The sequence below is a fragment of the Prevotella merdae genome (assembly GCF_900290275.1).
In the GTDB taxonomy this organism is placed as follows: Bacteria; Bacteroidota; Bacteroidia; order Bacteroidales; family Bacteroidaceae; genus Prevotella; species Prevotella merdae.
The window spans coordinates 1,245,347-1,261,975 of sequence record NZ_LT985324.1; the positions used below are offsets into that span (position 1 = coordinate 1,245,347).

Annotated in this window: 21 protein-coding genes; 5 read left to right on the forward strand and 16 right to left on the reverse strand. The window is 40.5% G+C overall.

The genetic code is table 11. From position 1 onward, the window contains the following. Positions 1-48: 48 nt before the first annotated feature. Complete coding sequence (locus C9991_RS11820) at positions 49-288, reverse strand: hypothetical protein (protein WP_232823322.1); 240 nt, start codon at positions 286-288, stop codon at positions 49-51. A gap of 379 nt (positions 289-667) precedes the next feature. Beyond that, positions 668-1,534: a hypothetical protein gene (locus C9991_RS11825; RefSeq protein WP_106812688.1), complete on the reverse strand. Its 867-nt coding sequence runs from the start codon at positions 1,532-1,534 to the stop codon at positions 668-670. Positions 1,535-1,654: 120 nt separating this feature from the next. Here C9991_RS11825 and C9991_RS11830 point away from each other — a divergent pair, with 120 nt between their 5' ends. Next, the gene (locus tag C9991_RS11830) at positions 1,655-1,870 is read left to right on the forward strand and encodes a hypothetical protein (protein WP_106812689.1); all 216 of its coding nucleotides are present in this window, start codon (positions 1,655-1,657) and stop codon (positions 1,868-1,870) included. Positions 1,871-1,891: 21 nt separating this feature from the next. Here C9991_RS11830 and C9991_RS11835 read toward each other — a convergent pair whose 3' ends face one another. Continuing rightward, a complete protein-coding gene (locus tag C9991_RS11835) occupies positions 1,892-2,938 on the reverse strand; it encodes a DUF4253 domain-containing protein (RefSeq protein WP_106812690.1) in 1,047 nt (348 codons plus the stop codon). Between the two features lie 98 nt (positions 2,939-3,036). Between C9991_RS11835 and C9991_RS16740 the strand changes: the two genes are divergently transcribed. After that, complete coding sequence (locus C9991_RS16740; protein ID WP_157949459.1) at positions 3,037-3,243, forward strand: hypothetical protein; 207 nt, start codon at positions 3,037-3,039, stop codon at positions 3,241-3,243. On the opposite strand, the gene C9991_RS11840 is transcribed toward C9991_RS16740, so the two are convergent. The 12 genes from C9991_RS11840 to C9991_RS11895 form a co-directional block, all read right to left on the reverse strand. After that, positions 3,203-3,634, reverse strand: a complete 432-nt coding sequence (locus C9991_RS11840; protein ID WP_157949460.1) for a hypothetical protein — start codon at positions 3,632-3,634, stop codon at positions 3,203-3,205. The two genes, C9991_RS16740 and C9991_RS11840, sit on opposite strands and share 41 nt — an antisense overlap. Positions 3,635-3,728: 94 nt before the next feature. Beyond that, a complete protein-coding gene (locus C9991_RS16915; protein ID WP_198643800.1) occupies positions 3,729-4,103 on the reverse strand; it encodes a hypothetical protein in 375 nt (124 codons plus the stop codon). A 717-nt stretch (positions 4,104-4,820) separates the two neighbouring features. Further along, a complete protein-coding gene (locus C9991_RS16745; RefSeq protein WP_157949461.1) occupies positions 4,821-4,961 on the reverse strand; it encodes a hypothetical protein in 141 nt (46 codons plus the stop codon). A 404-nt stretch (positions 4,962-5,365) separates the two neighbouring features. Beyond that, positions 5,366-5,533: a hypothetical protein gene (locus C9991_RS16920; RefSeq protein ID WP_198643801.1), complete on the reverse strand. Its 168-nt coding sequence runs from the start codon at positions 5,531-5,533 to the stop codon at positions 5,366-5,368. A gap of 139 nt (positions 5,534-5,672) precedes the next feature. Further along, entirely contained in the window at positions 5,673-7,571 is a 1,899-nt protein-coding gene (gene tnpC, locus C9991_RS11865) for an IS66 family transposase (RefSeq protein ID WP_106812696.1), read from the reverse strand. Between the two features lie 60 nt (positions 7,572-7,631). Then, positions 7,632-7,979, reverse strand: coding sequence for an IS66 family insertion sequence element accessory protein TnpB (tnpB, locus tag C9991_RS11870; protein WP_106812697.1), 348 nt, complete (start codon positions 7,977-7,979; stop codon positions 7,632-7,634). Beyond that, positions 7,980-8,396 (reverse strand): hypothetical protein, encoded by a 417-nt coding sequence (locus C9991_RS11875; RefSeq protein ID WP_106812064.1) that lies wholly within the window; start codon positions 8,394-8,396, stop codon positions 7,980-7,982. It abuts the gene before it with no gap. 282 nt (positions 8,397-8,678) lie between these two features. Then, complete coding sequence (locus C9991_RS11880; RefSeq protein WP_106812698.1) at positions 8,679-9,278, reverse strand: ATPase; 600 nt, start codon at positions 9,276-9,278, stop codon at positions 8,679-8,681. A gap of 2 nt (positions 9,279-9,280) precedes the next feature. Next, positions 9,281-9,475, reverse strand: a complete 195-nt coding sequence (locus C9991_RS11885; RefSeq protein WP_106812699.1) for a hypothetical protein — start codon at positions 9,473-9,475, stop codon at positions 9,281-9,283. A gap of 286 nt (positions 9,476-9,761) precedes the next feature. Continuing rightward, complete coding sequence (locus C9991_RS17165) at positions 9,762-9,893, reverse strand: hypothetical protein (protein WP_255414793.1); 132 nt, start codon at positions 9,891-9,893, stop codon at positions 9,762-9,764. A 9-nt stretch (positions 9,894-9,902) separates the two neighbouring features. Next, entirely contained in the window at positions 9,903-10,820 is a 918-nt protein-coding gene (locus tag C9991_RS11890; RefSeq protein ID WP_106812700.1) for an Rpn family recombination-promoting nuclease/putative transposase, read from the reverse strand. 301 nt (positions 10,821-11,121) lie between these two features. Then, the gene (locus C9991_RS11895; protein ID WP_106812701.1) at positions 11,122-11,679 is read right to left on the reverse strand and encodes a UpxY family transcription antiterminator; all 558 of its coding nucleotides are present in this window, start codon (positions 11,677-11,679) and stop codon (positions 11,122-11,124) included. 327 nt (positions 11,680-12,006) lie between these two features. Here C9991_RS11895 and C9991_RS17170 point away from each other — a divergent pair, with 327 nt between their 5' ends. After that, positions 12,007-12,141, forward strand: coding sequence for a hypothetical protein (locus C9991_RS17170; protein WP_255414794.1), 135 nt, complete (start codon positions 12,007-12,009; stop codon positions 12,139-12,141). Between the two features lie 374 nt (positions 12,142-12,515). Here the strand turns inward: C9991_RS17170 and C9991_RS17175 are convergent, their stop codons facing one another. Then, entirely contained in the window at positions 12,516-12,641 is a 126-nt protein-coding gene (locus C9991_RS17175) for a hypothetical protein (protein WP_255414795.1), read from the reverse strand. Between the two features lie 116 nt (positions 12,642-12,757). Here C9991_RS17175 and serS point away from each other — a divergent pair, with 116 nt between their 5' ends. Both serS and C9991_RS11915 read left to right on the forward strand, forming a co-directional pair. Beyond that, positions 12,758-14,047, forward strand: a complete 1,290-nt coding sequence (gene serS, locus C9991_RS11910; RefSeq protein WP_106812704.1) for a serine--tRNA ligase — start codon at positions 12,758-12,760, stop codon at positions 14,045-14,047. A gap of 164 nt (positions 14,048-14,211) precedes the next feature. Further along, a complete protein-coding gene (locus tag C9991_RS11915) occupies positions 14,212-16,566 on the forward strand; it encodes a bifunctional dihydroorotate dehydrogenase B NAD binding subunit/NADPH-dependent glutamate synthase (RefSeq protein ID WP_106812705.1) in 2,355 nt (784 codons plus the stop codon). Positions 16,567-16,629: the final 63 nt, after the last annotated feature.

Genomic DNA, 16,629 nt, shown 5'->3' on the forward strand with positions numbered 1-16,629 from the left:
CCTCACAAAGTTACACCATAAAAACGACAATTCCCTCGTTTTATTGCATTATCTCACCCCTCCCACGCAAATTGGATACAAATCGTGCTGTGGGAACTTCTCGTAGCCGATATAGAGGGTATCGAAGGCATCGGTGCCATCGGTACGGTGTTCGAGAAGGTCTTCTTCGGACTCCGGCTGCTTTTCCATGGACTTGTTCTTGCGGAAGCCGTTGCGTCCTCGCTCCACTCCTACTGACTGGATGGCGAGGATAAGGTCATCGTTGTTTTGGCGGATGAAGTACGGCATGAGGCGTTGCTTCCGGCAAAGATGAATACTTGTCATTTTGGTGGCGAAATAAAAGCCGATTCGTCCACAAACATTGCATGGGACGGTGGAGCAAGCTACCAAGATAACAGCATAGGAAAGATGCACAAAGTGCAGGAAAGGCGGTGCGCCACGCCTTACTCCTTTGAGAAACGGGATTGGCTACCTTATGTGATTGACTCTCACGCCTGAGAGATTGCAAAAGCCAAAGGTGCGAAGAGCGAAGCGAAGGAGGTGCTGAAGGCGGAGCACACCACTGAAAAAAGAAAAGCCTTCATCCTGCGTTGGGCGCAAGACAAAGGCGTATAGGAAAGGGTGATTAGGCAATGTTCCGCTTCTTTTTATTTTATATGACTGATTCTTAGTTGAAATGTACCTTTATGTATTCAGGGTCATTGCATGAAACCTCTGTAAGGTCATCTCTTTTTAAGCAGTATTCTTCTTGAAAATAAACAGGAATTTCATTGTGTACGATGTGGTAGTCCGATAATTCTTTTATCGATTTCAATAGCTTTGTTTCAACAATGTCGTTGTCAGCCATATTGATATCGGAATACAAGACAACAATTCTTCCATTTCGATAGAACATTCCAATAAACCCTTTCTTATCATAAGAGATGTCATTGCCGAGACACATATATCGTTTATTTTTTATGTGTTTAAATCGTATATATGTAATAATAGGGTTGTGTTCGTTGATAAAACTATTTAAGATATTGTTTATTTGCTCATTTTTAATAACATTTGTATCACTTGCTATTACTTTGCAAACAAAGTCATCCTCTTTTGCTGGCAATATTTTCCCCTTACTGAATATCCTGTATGTCCTTGTGTTCAGTGGACCTTCATAGTCTATGAGTCCTGTGCTAAGATCATCATACTTTTTAAGTGAATCAGTGCATAACAAAGAAGCAGGAATATTTAGTAAACTGTCAGCCCAACTCCTATTAATGGAATAGTAACATATAAGTTTCCCATCTTTATAGAAAACCTTATCAACAAGTTTACTATAATAAAGTTTCCCAAAGCTTGTTATTTCCATAAATTGCTTTTCGTTTTTATTGTAAAAAAGTATAGAATAAATATGGTCGTTTGGATTATCTTTTATGAAATTAGATAGTAATGAATCCAAAGATTCTTCTATAAATATCTTTGGCGTTTTATTCTTGTCACAACCAGAGACAACAAGTAACGATGCAATTATTATATAAAAGAAAATCTTTTTCATAATTAGTCTATTCTAATGGTAAAATTTAAGGAGAATGCATTTGTTCCACTCTAAAAGAAACGTTATTTTCCCAATTTTATTGCCTTATCTCACTCCACCAATTGCAATTGGATATAAATCGTGCTGTGGGAACTTCTCGCAGCCGATATAGAGGGTATCGAAGGCATCAGTGCCGTCGGTACGGTGTTCGAGAAAATCTTTGTTCTCACCAAAAAGGTGCAGATGAAGCGAAGCGTAACAGGAGATGATACCGATGGCTGCTGCCCACAAAGGAAAAGCCCTTGTCCTACATTGGTTGGGCGCAAGACAAAGGCTTTATCTGGAAAGGCGGATTAGGAGGAATTCCGCTTCAATAAATCAATCCCACCAGAAATACCATATTGTGGATTTTTTAAGTTGAGAAGAAAGGGATGCAAGATTGTTTCCTTGTAAAATATCCGCACTATATCCCAAATGTTCCTCTGCAATAGGCATTGTATCACCCATCACTGAACTGTGCAGATAATACTCAACAACATCATCTGAAATATATGCTACACACGCACCATGTTTCTCATACCAATATTTGGCTATTGCCATGTGTTCTTCAGCTTTCGGACATTCATTCCAGTCACCAAACGGAACATACGCAAATACTTTCCATGGTTCTTTCACGGGAACTTCAACAAGATAGAGATCCGTGCCTTCTTCAATTTCAAAATCATTGATAGGCTCAATATCCTCATCTGTACCAACAACATCATTCTTCCATTCTGCATCGCTGTATTCTTCCTTTACCTGTTCCATTCTTTCATGCAGGATAGAAGCTCCATCGTTTAAGTTTGATGCCAACAATTTAGATTGCCACTCCTGACGCTTGGTTTCATCATACCATTCAGAACTGTCATCAAGTGAGTCGAAAAAACAACTGTCTACAGCCAACAGAACCGGGCTAAAGCCTTCTTGCTTGCCTCTCTCGTAAGCATCAAGCCACAACTGCTTAATCTCTGGCGAAGGTACATCTACATGGGTAACTTTACAACCTTGAAGGAACCACTCAATGGAAGGCAAAGGCGGTATATTGTCTTCACTCTCTACCTCCACTACTTTCATGTTCTTGTACGAAATCATGTAAAGGTTTACCAATTTGAAGAATCTCCATGCCAAGAAAGCACAAACAATTATAGGTGTATAGAATTGTCCGCCACTCATTATTCGAGCCACCAATAATCCAATACACAACACAAGCACAAGTCCCCAAACAATCAGTTGCTTGCGTAAAATACGACACACTCCCCGCCAGTCATTAGCTTCAATGAGAGCGTTCAAATCGTTGCCCATCTTTTTCTCTGTCCGCTTTTTCCACTTATACAACAAGGCGAAAATGATGACAACTGCCAATACGATGAATAATAGTTGTTCCATAAAGTAGGTTTTATTGCGACAAAGATACAGAGTTTCTTCTTATTTTCTGCAAAAATGAGCAATTATCTTACTCCGCCAATCGCAATTGGGTATAAATCGTGCTGTGGGAACTTCTCGCAGCCGATATAGAGTGTTTCGAAGGCATCGGTGCCGTCGGTACGGTGCTCGAGAAGATCTTTGTTCTCACCAAAAAGGTGCAGATGAAGCTATGCGTAACAGGAGATGATGCCGATGGCTGCTGCCCACAAAGGAAAAGCCATTGTTCTACTTTGGTTGAGCGCAAGACAAAGGTTTTAAAACTCTAAACAATTTATTTGATTGATATACAACAAAAGTCGCATTGTCTTTTATAACAACTTCGATAAAGTTATTTCGTATATAGTATCTTTTGGTTTTATTATCTTTTACATAAAATCTATCATCATACCATCTAACCTTTTTGTATATATGTTTTTTATCTAATAAAATAACATCACCCCATCTGTCTGAATAAAATATTGTATCATTCTTTTGTTTGTTAAAAATCAGTGAAACATCAGTCGTTTCACGCCGAACGATTTTTAAATCTGCACATTTTTTTAATGTATATGATTTATTTGTCACTATACGGACGTATGCATAATCATTAAATACAGGAGTATTTATAGTAAGAACTTTGTCTATTACAGGAATTTCATAATAGAAAGTAGTATCCATAAGAACTTGCCTATGATTATATAGATAGCAAGAAAATATGAAGAATACCAGTAAGCCTATATTTATCAATAGGACTATTTCATATTTCTTAGAGTTATTCATTGTCATAATAGTATATGGGTATATTAAAAGAAGGCCAACATTGAAAATAGAGAATTTCTATAGTGTCCCCGATCTTATCCTTATTGCCAACTTCAATTAAAGAATTCCCTGTATAGGTTTCATCTCCGACACTGAACTCATAAAGATAACAATTTGTAGTGTACCTGTGGATCACTGATGATTCATTGTCAGTGATTACGGCTTTGCATTGACTTCCGTAATGTTTTAGCATTGGTGTCAAAATTAGTGCAGAAATAACTGCATATAAGATAATGACAACACAAATTGAGAAGTAGACATTTCCTATTGTTAATTTTATAGGGAATGTCTTTGACGCTGATTTTCTGTAGTGTTTCTTTTTTGTCATAAATTCAACAACTATACTCCACAAAGTTACACCATAAAAACGACAAACAGATATTTTTATTGCATTATCTCACTTCACCCACGCAAATTGGGTATAAATCGTGCTGTGGGAACTTCTCGCAGCCGATATAGAGTGTTTCGAAGGCATCGGTGCCGTTGGTACGGTGTTCGAGAAGGTCTTCTTCTGATTCAGGTTGTTTTCACCAAAAAAGGTGCAGATGAAGCGAAGCGTAACAGGAGATGATGCCGATGGCTGCTGCCCACAAAGGAAAAGCCCTTGTCCTACGTTGGTTGGGCGCAATACAAAGGCATTATATGGAAAGGCGGATGAGGAGGAATTCCGCTTCAATAAATCTTTAATATTTCCATTCTTCTTACTATTCAAAAATTCTAAACAAAGCATACATTATAGACCCCAAACCAACAACATATCCTTTAAGATAATTAATATAGTTTATTGTAAAACTCGGTGGGAAATTACGCCTGTCTTTGTATGTGATATTTAGGAATGTAATACCATAGAATATTGCACAAATACTATCATATCTTTTAAATAAGATGGTTGTTATTCCTAAGCATATCATCAAAATTGAAAAAATCAAGTAAGTGCCATATTTTACGGCACTTACCGACTTTTTGTGCTTAATAACTGAAAACATTATTGCAATTCCTGTTATAGACGCTAATATTCCCCAAAGACAAATATAGTTCATAATTATTACTTTTTGCAAATAGTACTATCGTTTTTGACTTCTTCTTGTTTCTTTTCAATTATCATATCTGTAATCCTTTCGGCTCCAGAAAATTTTAATTTAGTTCCTTGCTTTAGAATTTCTGTTCCAAGTTCAATACTTAACATTATGCAATCTTTTGCATAATCATATTATTTTTCACTTACGACGAAGCTTTATATACAAGCCCAAAACTATTATCGTATTTATGGCAAACCAAATAAAATTTATAGTAACACCAGTATCGAATATCTGGTAAACCATATTTATGATAGCATCATTATCTATAGTTTCTACCTCGTATTTTATACTAACATACGCATTTACCACAAAGATAGCATAAACAAAAACCATTAGAAATGATATAATCAAGTAAATTATTAACAGTTTCTTCATAAACAATCATCTATTAAAATTCTGACTACTACTATTGCTTCCACTTCCAAAAGGACCAAAACCATTCCCACTTGAAGAAGAATGTGTATTTGAATTGCCTTTTTTATTGGACAGTAGTGAATTATGATAAATCGAGTTACTTCATTAAAATTGATTTATTATTGCAGCCATAGCCGATAATCTTTACATCTACTTTTGAATGGATTAAAGTTGGTGAACCTTGTATCTTGTATTGGAAGTAGATTGTATCTATTTTCTCTGTTGTGGCTATTTTGAGAGTTTTAACTTGATTGAATATTTCCATTGTTATCTTTTTGAATTTTTTATTGTCGCAAATGACCACTCTTTTTTGTAACCATCTATATTTCCATACACCATCTGAACCACCTTTAAACAAAGGCAGTTCATAAGATGTTAAAATAAAAAACGATTGAATTTAACGTTTATTTCTGTATAAAGCATGGCAAGATTGCCTCCTTTTCAGCATGGCTGCAAGGTTTATCTGTAAGACGAGAGACCAACTCCTTGATGTACCTTACAGGAGACAACTTGTTCATACTACAGCTCTCTATAACAGAAAACATAAAGGCATAGTCAAGCGCAGAATCTTCACTGCCGATATTCAGACAGTTTTTAAGATTCAGCTTGATGTGTCTCATCATTTGTTCTGCCAAGTTGTTGGATAACTCGAGATTGCCATCCTGCAAAATTGTCTGCATTGCAGACCACTCTGCTTTGATATACTTTAGTGCTTTCTTTGTCAAGGTCCCTAAGCCTTTGTAGCCTGATCTGGCAAACTGCTCAAATTTTTCTTTAATCCGTTCCATTATAGGACGACTCCTTTTGAGTCTTTCCAAACGGACTTGCTCGGAATCTAGATTTGCCTTTTTGCAATCATGCTCTATTGCAAAAAGCCTTCCTATCTCATCTATAAACCACATTGACAAGGAATGGTTCTCCTCCAGGGATTCTACAAATTTTCTCCTTATATGAGTAAGGCAGGCTGAGCGATGTTGGTTTGGATGTTCCTCGTCATCATATACCTTATATACTACATAACCATCTGTAGTGAAGAAGCCGATGAAGTTGTCCAAGAACTGACGGATTGCCTTGAGGCCACGGCTTCCGTGCTCGTATATAAACCACACGAGTTTTTGGACATTAGCCTTGATTCCCCAAAAGTAACGTTTCAGGTATTTACGGATACCCTCATCTGTTTTAACTCCTACTAGTCCGGAGGTTTCATCTATCATCCAGTTGTGGGTCTTCTTGATAGTTGACTCCCAAACCTCCTTCATCTCTTTACGGATATAAGTGATAATCTTATGGACTATGACACCAAGAGTTTTGGTGTTCATGTTCAATCCCATATGAGACAGTTTGTCTACGATTCTTGTAAACGGAGTGTTGTAAGCAAAATGCTCGGTTAGAACATAAGTTATCAGTTCCAAATCAAAAGGCACTCCCTTTATTAAGCGGGTGTTTGGTCGTGTTATCCCTTGGCCTTTACCTTTCACATAATAACTGGCAACTTCATAGAAATGCTCTTCATAATGCTCAGGGATGCGGACCAACTCACGATACCACCATGTTTCGATTTCTCCATTACGCTTCACGAAATGTCCGTTTTCAGGAAGAGAGAAATATTCATGTAACTTATGATATACAGGAGTGAGTGTATAGGGCTTGTTCTTCTGATAGTCTGTACGGACTGAACGCTTGTCATGTGAGTCCTTCTTTTGGGGAGAAACATGTCCTCCTGAAGAAGTGGATGAATCAGACTTATTGTTGTTCTTCTTATCTGGCCAATCATCCTTTTCCTCTTCTCTCGTCACCTCATTGCCCGACTTCAATAGCTTTGCCTGCTCGGCATTGCGCTTGAATTTCTGACGTTGACGATAGGAAGCCAACCATTTTGCCTCTGTTTCCGAGATTGCAGATTTCTCAAGCATAGCAGTAAGTTTTGATATCTTCTCGTTCAAGGAAGCTATCAAATTATCGGATGCTTTCTGATGACAAGCACTCTCCTCCATTACACGCTTGACATTTTCCATATTATCAATACGCAACTGTTTGAGTTCTGCCTTATGACGTTCTGCCTGATCCTTCATCTGTTGCATGTAGAACTCCTTCATATTGTCCTGCTGGGCTTTGAAGAACTGACGGTCCTCTTCACGTTGACGTTCAAAGTCGGCACGCATGGCTTGATCGTGGGCTACAAGATCTATCTGCCCACGATTCGCTGTAGCCTTCTCTTCATTAAGACGGGCTATCTCAGCATAAGCCAAACGTAACTTCATTTCGTCATTCATATCCATAAAGGTACTGCTTTTTTCTGACATATGCAAGACTTTTATTAGATATTTTATATGCAAATTACTGATAAACAAGAGCTTACACAATCAAGCAGCGTCTTCTTTTATCATCATTTTAGTTACTTGTACGCCTTCTGTAAGTGCAACAAAATCGCTCCAGCATATTTTGTAACAAGAACGCTTTTCGTCGAATATGGGCAAAAAGAATTTTTCATCATCCAAACGAATTTTTATCAATTCAAATCTACGGCGACCACGATAGAGTATCTTCATCGTACGAAGAGTCTTTGACATAAAGATAAAAACAGATTCATCAAGAAATGGATCCAAGCCCATTTGGGAGCGGACTACTTCTGAAAGGGTATCGATATCCTTACGCATATCCATAGGGGATGAACAGAAATAGTACCTCTGTTTACTTGTAAAGGATATCATTTAGCCTACGATTTTGTGCAACAATGCGGTTATCTCATTCACATCTGTTTCACAAAGAGACAACTCCATTCCGTTACTGAAAGACACGTGCATCGATATGATGCTATAAGTGGAAACGGGAGGTTTGGCCGGAGATATAGGATCTTCCGTATTGTCTGTTTCCACCGATGAAGAGGTTGGAGCTTTTCTCTCAACAGATTCAATTTCCAAGGGAACAAGAGCTTTGTCTCCTTTGGATAAATCACCGCTCTTTGCCTTGCTGTCCCAAAAACACTTTCGATAGTAATGTAGCACATTAGCATATGTATAATTACTTTCATCACAAAATTGCTTAAGGGAGCGGCCTCGGCCATACATCTCGAACTCACGAATGATGGCTGCATAATCAACCTTTACCTTCTTTACTTTATTTTCCATTTGCTACTGATTTTTTGTTCAGCAGCAAAGTTAATATCTACTTCTTAGTAAACGATATGGAGAAATAGACGGTTACCTATCAGTTTTTTGAAAAAAGTTATTATGTATCGTTTTGCAGAAGATAAGCTGCACTCGGCAATGTAAAAGCCAGCTTTCATTGCGCTCATTTGCATTGTCTTTTAGGGTAAAGCATCGAGTATACTAAATGCTCCGATATAGTATTGAAGACTATAACTCCTCCTTACTTTTAAACTACTTATCCAAAGATTACCTACTGTTCAATTATAATGATACTAAGGACGCTGCCCATTCAGGTATATCTTCAGAATATTTCTTTATCAAGTGTCCATCAGTTGTTCGATAAAGCAATTGCGGCAACTCATTATCTCGTGAATTATCGTAAATATATGCTCTGTCAACAAAACTTATAGCCTGAGCAGCAAGTGCCAACGACTTGTAATATCTACTGAATACCTTTGAAATGGGAACTTCATGTCCTCCATTAAGATAACGTTGAGCTATTCGCAACACATTTATCTCTGGATTCTCTGTACATACATAAAAGAATCGGATAAAGAAACCTTCCGCATGTGCTTTTTGAAGAAATTCCAATTTTTCTTGAGACGAAAACACTGTTTCAAAAACAAAACTTATCTTTCTTTCCAAGCAATCATAACGCAAACGTGTAGCTTCCTTTGCAGCTTTCATCACAGCATCCAGAGAATTCCAGTCTCCAAAGTTCTCTTGTGCGATATTGTCAGGATTGATATAGACACTATCTGCTGTCCATTCGTTGGCAAGCAGTTTTTCTGTAGTAGATGTCTTGCCAGAACCATTCGGACCTGCAACAACACACAAAACGGGGCGAAGCTCTTTTACCATGATTATTGACTATTAGATGAAAGTGTTTGTCTTTGTCTCTGTATCAACTCTATAGTTTCTTGCATCTTCTGCTTTAAAACCTGTTTTGCATTATACGAGCTTTGCCTTGCAGAACAAGCTACTTGATACATTAATTCATGAAGCATGGCATCTGTTGGTTCTTCCATAGATGTCAAACGATATTCTTTGATACTCATATACACCCTCCTTTTTTCTGCAAAGATATAGTATATCTTCCATTTTTACAAGGATTTTGACACTAATTTTCTAATGTTTGGGATTTATTCCCCATACAGATTCTTCATAAACGCCATCATTCTCAGGTCTTTTGCCGACGGTCATTTCTTGCCTTGCAGAGCAAGGTCGAGGTATACTTTATAGTCATCGGAGAGAGACTTGCGAAGTTCAGCTGGCATGAGCATATACCATTATCTTTTTCTTCATCGCAATAGGTCACTACCATTTTGAAGGATATAAGGAGTCTTACGCTCCTTGCGGACAACGTAAGTACTGTCTCTTGCAGACTATCAGCATGTTGGCTTTTGTGGTGCTGCCAAGAATCTGAGAAAGACGAATAGCGTCAGCGGTATAGGTTTTGGAGGGTAATGTAATCATTTACAAAACTTAAAGTTTAGTTATCTCTTCCTGTGAAAGGCCTGTTGCTTTCATTATAGCGTCAATAGGCATATCCATTTCAAGAAGTTTTTTTGCTATTTCTACAGCTTTGTCTTTTTTACCTTCTGCAAGACCTTCCGCACGACCTTCTACAAGACCTTCCGCACGACCTTTTGCAAGTCCTTTTGCAAGTCCTTTCTCTTCTGCATTATCCAGCGAGTTCTTCATGTCGCGATAAGCTTTGAGACTGTCCTCATATTCACGAAGCTCAGTTTTTGAGAATCTTGCGATTTCAGCCTGATTAAACAAACGACTAAAGACTTCTGTTTGGAGATACCTGGGTTGACGGTCAAGACGCGAGAGGTTTTGAAGAACATAAATCCACTTGTCATAATTGGTCTTTAGTTCTTCTATACTCTTTTTGAACTTGGCTATTTCAACATACTTAAATGTGAGTTTATCGTTGAACACTCGATGTGTCCGCTTGTCAAGCAAGCCGACGTCGTGATTGATTGTATCTTGTGCAAAAGCAGAATCTGTCATGTCGTAGTTGAGTAATGCAACAACATAAACATGCTTGAGTTCATAATTCCATACTTCTCCTTTTTGCGCTTGCTCACGAATAGGGAATGTGGCATAATAGAGGGAACGGTCTTTGAAGTATTTCTGACTGGCATTCTGCATCTCAACGATAAACTTCTCGCCCTTCTCATTCTCACAATATACGTCGAATATAGCCTTGCGGTCTGCACGTACATCACCAACATGCTCACTATTAAGGAATGTCACGTCCTTTACAACCTGTTCACCATCAAACAGAGAGTTGAGAAAATCAATTAACAAATCCTTATTGGGATTAGTGCCAAAGATTCGCTTGAAACCGAAATCGGTCAGCAAACTGATATATCGTTCTTCTGTGTATCGCATAACCTTTATATTAAATTTGTATTATAACACAAAGATAAAGGATATATTCCATATTTACAAGAATATTGGCACAATTTTGATTATTGAGTGTTGTAATCGGCTTTACCACTTGCCAGAGCAAGAAAAAAGTAATATAATATACTTGGCTATTTAATATATGTCAAGTGGTATTTAATATATATTAAAAGGGCATTTAATATAATATAAATGGCGAAGTAATATATAATGCTGTAATGTGGCTACTTGAGTGGGGTAATGTGGCTACTTGAGTGGTACGGTTCGGAGACCGTACCTCCTACAGTTACTCGATGACTTCAAGTACTTCTGGTTCTACCTCTGCTGATATGGCGAGGGTGTCGGGGATGATGACTACGATTTGTTTGCTGCGTTTGCGGGCAACCTTGACGAAGATACCTTCGAGCTGGTCTAAGCCTCCATTGCAGTGTACCCTTACACGCACACCTTTCCTTATGTCTATCTCACCAGGACGATAGAAGGTTAGCTTCTTGTCACTATGCTCGTATAGCTGGATGAAGTTCTGCATGTCTCTGTTTTCTACGGTGAGATAACGAGTTGTCTTGCCATCATGCTCGCGCCAGATGACAAACTGAAGGTCGTTGTAGACGGATTTCTTGAAGTTGACTATCTGCTTCTGCGAAGCTTGCACAAAGACTAAACTGGGGATGACGGGCACCATGATAACGATCTTCTTGCCATTACGTGTGCGCACAGCACGCTCCTTGGGGATGAAAAACCTCATTTGTCCATACTCCTGAAGTTTTTCTTCCGCTTTCTTCTCATTTTTATATGAGTGCATGACGTACCACCTCGTGATATCAGCACCTGACAAGTTTGCCATACTTGAAAAAGGAAGGGGATTTTGTGTTAAAACAGTTTAGTTTACGATACCAACTTCTTGACACAAGTGCACAATCTTAGTTCATCTCACCACGTGTAGCAAGATGGAAATCAACGAGTTACAGCCAACGATGTCGCGAAAGGCCAGCTTACAATGTACTTGTACCATTACGGTAAAACGTGTATATACTGTTCTCTATCTTGCGGAGAGAGAGAATTTTAATGTACAAAAGTATAAAACTTATTTGAAATGGCAAAGAAAAACAATTGAGGATTTTAATTGGAATAAGAAAAATATGCATGGTAATTAGACAGAAAAACATGTTTTTTGGGGAAGACAGAAGAACATGAGAACATGGGGATTGCTTGCGGGGATAAGACAGAAGAACAGAAGAACATGGGGATTGCTTGCGAGGATAAGACAGAAGAACAGAAGAACATGGGGATTGCTTGCGAGGGGTAAGACAGGAGAACAGAAGAACATGGGGATTGTTTGCGAGGGGTAAGACAGGAGGACATGAGAACATGGGGATTGCTTGCGAGGGGTAAGACAGGAGAACAGGAGAACATGGGGATTGCTTGCGAGGGATAAGACAGGAGAACAGAAGAACATGGGGATTGCTTGCGGGGGGGGTAAGACATAAGAACAGAAGAACATGTTTTATCCCTCAACCAAAGAACATGTTCTTCTGTTCTCATGTCTTTCAAAAAAAACTTGTTCTTCTGTTCTTATGTCTTTCAAAAAAAACATGTTCTTCTGTTCCCATGTCTTTCAAAAAACTTGTTCTTCTGTTCTCATGTCTTTCAAAAAAACTTGTTCTTCTGTTCTTATGTCTTTCAAAAAACTTGTTCTTCTGTTCTCATGTCTTTCAAAAAAAATTGTTCTTCTGTTCCCATGTCTTTCAAAAAAACTTGTTCTTCTGTTCTCATGTCTTTCAAAAAAACTTGTTCTTCTGTTCTCATGTCTTTCAAAAAATAGAAAATAAAGAGTAAAAAATTGCCGTAAATAGAAAAAATATGTAATTTTGTAGTCTGAATAAAAACATAACAACGCATATTAATATTTAACTATTTAGCATATGCTTACACTTAAACTCATCAGTGAGGAAACTGAACGTGTTATCAAAGGCTTGAACAAGAAGCACTTTGCTGGTGCTGAGGAAGCCATTAAGGAAGTTCTCGCTATAGACAAACGTCGCCGCGAGACACAGCAGGAACTTGACCAGAACCTGTCGGACGCAAAGAAGTTGGCAGCACAGATTGGTGCTCTTATGAAGCAGGGTAACAAGCAGGAGGCTGACGAAATCAAAGCTAAGGTTGCCGCTATTAAGGAGGCAAACAAGGCATTGGAAGAGACAAAGGCCCAGGCAGAGAAGGACTTGATAGCCAAGCTCTGCACTATACCAAACATTCCTAACGACGATGTACCAGAGGGTAAAGACGCAAACGACAACGTTGTTGTTAAGGAAGGTGGCGAAATGCCTAACCTTCCAGAGGACGCTTTATGCCACTGGGACTTGTGCAAGAAGTTTAATCTTATAGACTTCGACCTTGGTGTAAAGATTACCGGTGCCGGATTCCCTGTATACATTGGCAAGATGGCTCGCTTGCAGCGTGCACTTGAGGCTTTCTTCCTTGAGGAGGCTCGCAAGAGCGGATACCTTGAGGTACAGCCTCCATACGTTGTTAACGAAGCTTCGGGTTACGGTACAGGTCAGCTGCCTGACAAGGAAGCACAGATGTACCAGTGCCAGTTGGACAACCTCTACCTTATTCCAACAGCCGAGGTTCCGGTAACCAACATCTTCCGTGATGAGATTTTGGACGAGAAGGATCTGCCTATCAAGCGTTGTGCTTATTCGGCTTGCTTCCGTCGCGAGGCCGGATCGTATGGCAAGGATGTGCGCGGATTGAACCGTCTGCACCAGTTTGACAAGGTTGAGATTGTGCGCATTGACAAGCCTGAACACTCATACAAGTCGCTTGACGAGATGCTTGAGCATGTTGAGGGTCTGCTGAAGAAGCTTGAGCTGCCTTACCACATCCTACGTTTGTGTGGTGGCGACATGAGCTTCACATCTGCTATATGCTACGACTTCGAGGTATGGAGCGCAGCACAGAAGCGCTGGTTGGAGGTTTCTTCGGTATCTAACTTCGAGAGTTATCAGGCCAACCGCTTGCACTGCCGCTACCGCAATGCAGAGACAAGAAAGATTGAGCTTTGCCACACTCTTAACGGATCGGCACTTGCTTTGCCACGTATCGTGGCTGCCATCATCGAGAACAATCAGACACCAGAGGGTATACGCGTGCCTAAGGTACTCGTGCCATACTGTGGCTTTGAGATGCTTGATGACAAGAACTTCTAAATAGAAAGACAAGGAGAGGAGCCAAAAAAAGGAGCTAAACTTCCAATTACTTCTTTTTTTGGCTCTTTGCCTTACCAGCCCACTACTACATTATTCTTAATAGTCTTTCGCCTACTCTACTAAACAATATCAAATCCTAACTTTAAACAATAACATTACCGCCCATGAACAAAATCGTATTGAAAAAGCAGTTCTCTGAGAAGGTATTCCTTTTTGAGATTGAAGCCCCATTGATTGCAAAGAGCCGTAAGGCAGGCAACTTTATAATCGTCCGCGTTGGCGATAATGGCGAGCGTGTGCCTCTGACCATTGCCGATGCCGACATAAAACGTGGTACTATAACCATTGTTGTACAAAAGGTCGGCCTGTCGTCTACTAAGCTGTGTAGCCTTAACGAGGGCGACTACATAACAGACGTAGTTGGTCCGCTTGGAAATCCTACACATATTGAGAATTATGGTACGGTGGTTTGTGCTGGCGGTGGCGTTGGAGTTGCTCCAATGTTGCCTATTATACGCGCCCTGAAAGCTGCTGGCAACCGTGTGCTTTCGGTTATAGCAGGACGCAGCAAAGACCTTGTTATACTGGAGGATGAGGTAAGAGAGAGCAGCGACGAACTTATAATCATGACCGATGATGGTTCGTACGGAGAGAAGGGTGTAGTGACTATAGGTATAGAGAAATTTATAAATCAGGAGGAGCATGTGGACAAGGTGTTTGCCATTGGTCCTCCGATAATGATGAAGTTCTGTTGCCTGATGGCGCAGAAATATAATATCCCTGTTGAGGTATCATTGAACACCATCATGGTTGACGGTACTGGCATGTGCGGAGCTTGCCGTCTGTCGATAGGAGGCAAAACTAAGTTTGTATGTATTGACGGACCTGAGTTTGACGGAGCACTTGTTGACTGGGACGAGATGTTTAAACGTATGGGAACTTTCCGTGATGCCGAGCGCGAGGAAATGGAACATTATGAGGAACATCTGCGCGGTGTGGAGAAGAAGACAGAGACATGCGGATGTGAGACATGTATGGATGTTGAGCCCACCAATGAGACAATAGAACAGCTGATAGACCGTGATGCAGAATGGCGTAAGACATTACGCGCTGCCATGAAACCCGCAGAACGCAAGGCTATAGAACGTGTGCAAATGCCTGAGCTTGACCCTGTATATCGTGCGACAACACGAACCGAAGAGGTGAACAAGGGACTGACTAAGGAGATGGCCATACGTGAGGCTCACCGTTGTCTGGACTGCGGCAAGCCGGCATGCGTGGAAGGATGTCCGGTGAACATCAACATACCATCGTTTATAAAAAACATAGAGCGTGGACAGTTCCTTGCTGCTGCCAAGGTATTGAAGAGCACCTCTGCCCTACCAGCTGTATGCGGCCGTGTTTGTCCGCAGGAGAAGCAATGCGAGAGCAAGTGTATACACCTGAAAATGAACGAGCCTGCTGTGGCTATTGGATATCTGGAACGCTTTGCAGCCGATTTTGAGCGCGAGAGCGGAAATATAGCTGTGCCCGATATGGCTAAGAAGAACGGCATAAAGGTGGCAGTTGTAGGAAGCGGCCCTTCGGGATTGAGCTTTGCCGGAGATATGGCTAAGAAGGGTTATGAGGTGCATGTGTTTGAGGCTCTGCACGAGATTGGCGGTGTGCTGAAATATGGTATCCCTGAATTCCGCCTGCCTAACCGTATTGTGGATGTTGAGATAGACAACTTGAAGAAGATGGGTGTGGAGTTTACTACCGACTGCATCATTGGCAAGACAATAACGACCGACGAGCTGGAAGCTGAAGGATATAAGGGCATATTCGTAGGTTCGGGTGCCGGTCTGCCAAACTTCATGGGCATAAAGGGCGAGAATGCATTGAACATTATGTCGTCTAACGAGTACCTTACACGTGTGAACCTTATGGACGCAGCCAATCCGCTGACAGATACACCTATTAATATAGGTAAGAGTGTGCTGGTAGTAGGTGGCGGCAATACTGCAATGGACTCATGCCGTACAGCTAAGCGCTTGGGCGGAGACGTAACCTTGGTGTACCGCCGTTCGGAGGCTGAGATGCCAGCACGTCTTGAGGAAGTAAAGCATGCCAAGGAAGAGGGAATACACTTCCTTACACTGCACAACCCGATAGAATATATTGCCGACGATAAGGGCGCCGTTAAGGCTGCCGTGCTTCAGGTAATGGAGCTTGGAGAACCCGACGCAAGCGGACGCCGCAGTCCGGTGCCTGTAGAAGGCAAGACGGTTACGATGGAGGTAGACCAGGTGATTGTGGCTGTAGGTGTATCGCCTAACCCACTTGTGCCAAACTCTATCAAGGGTCTGGAACTTGGAAGAAAGAATACTATTGCCGTAAATGACAAGATGCAGAGCTCGCGTCCTGAGATATTCGCAGGCGGTGACATAGTACGCGGAGGCGCTACTGTGATACTTGCTATGGGAGATGGAAGAAGAGCGGCAGCGGCGATGGATGAAAGATTGAGAAATAATAAATGATAAAAAAAAGAGGGAGGGTGGCAAACTTCCTTTAACTCCCATTTTACCACCCCCTCCTTTTTA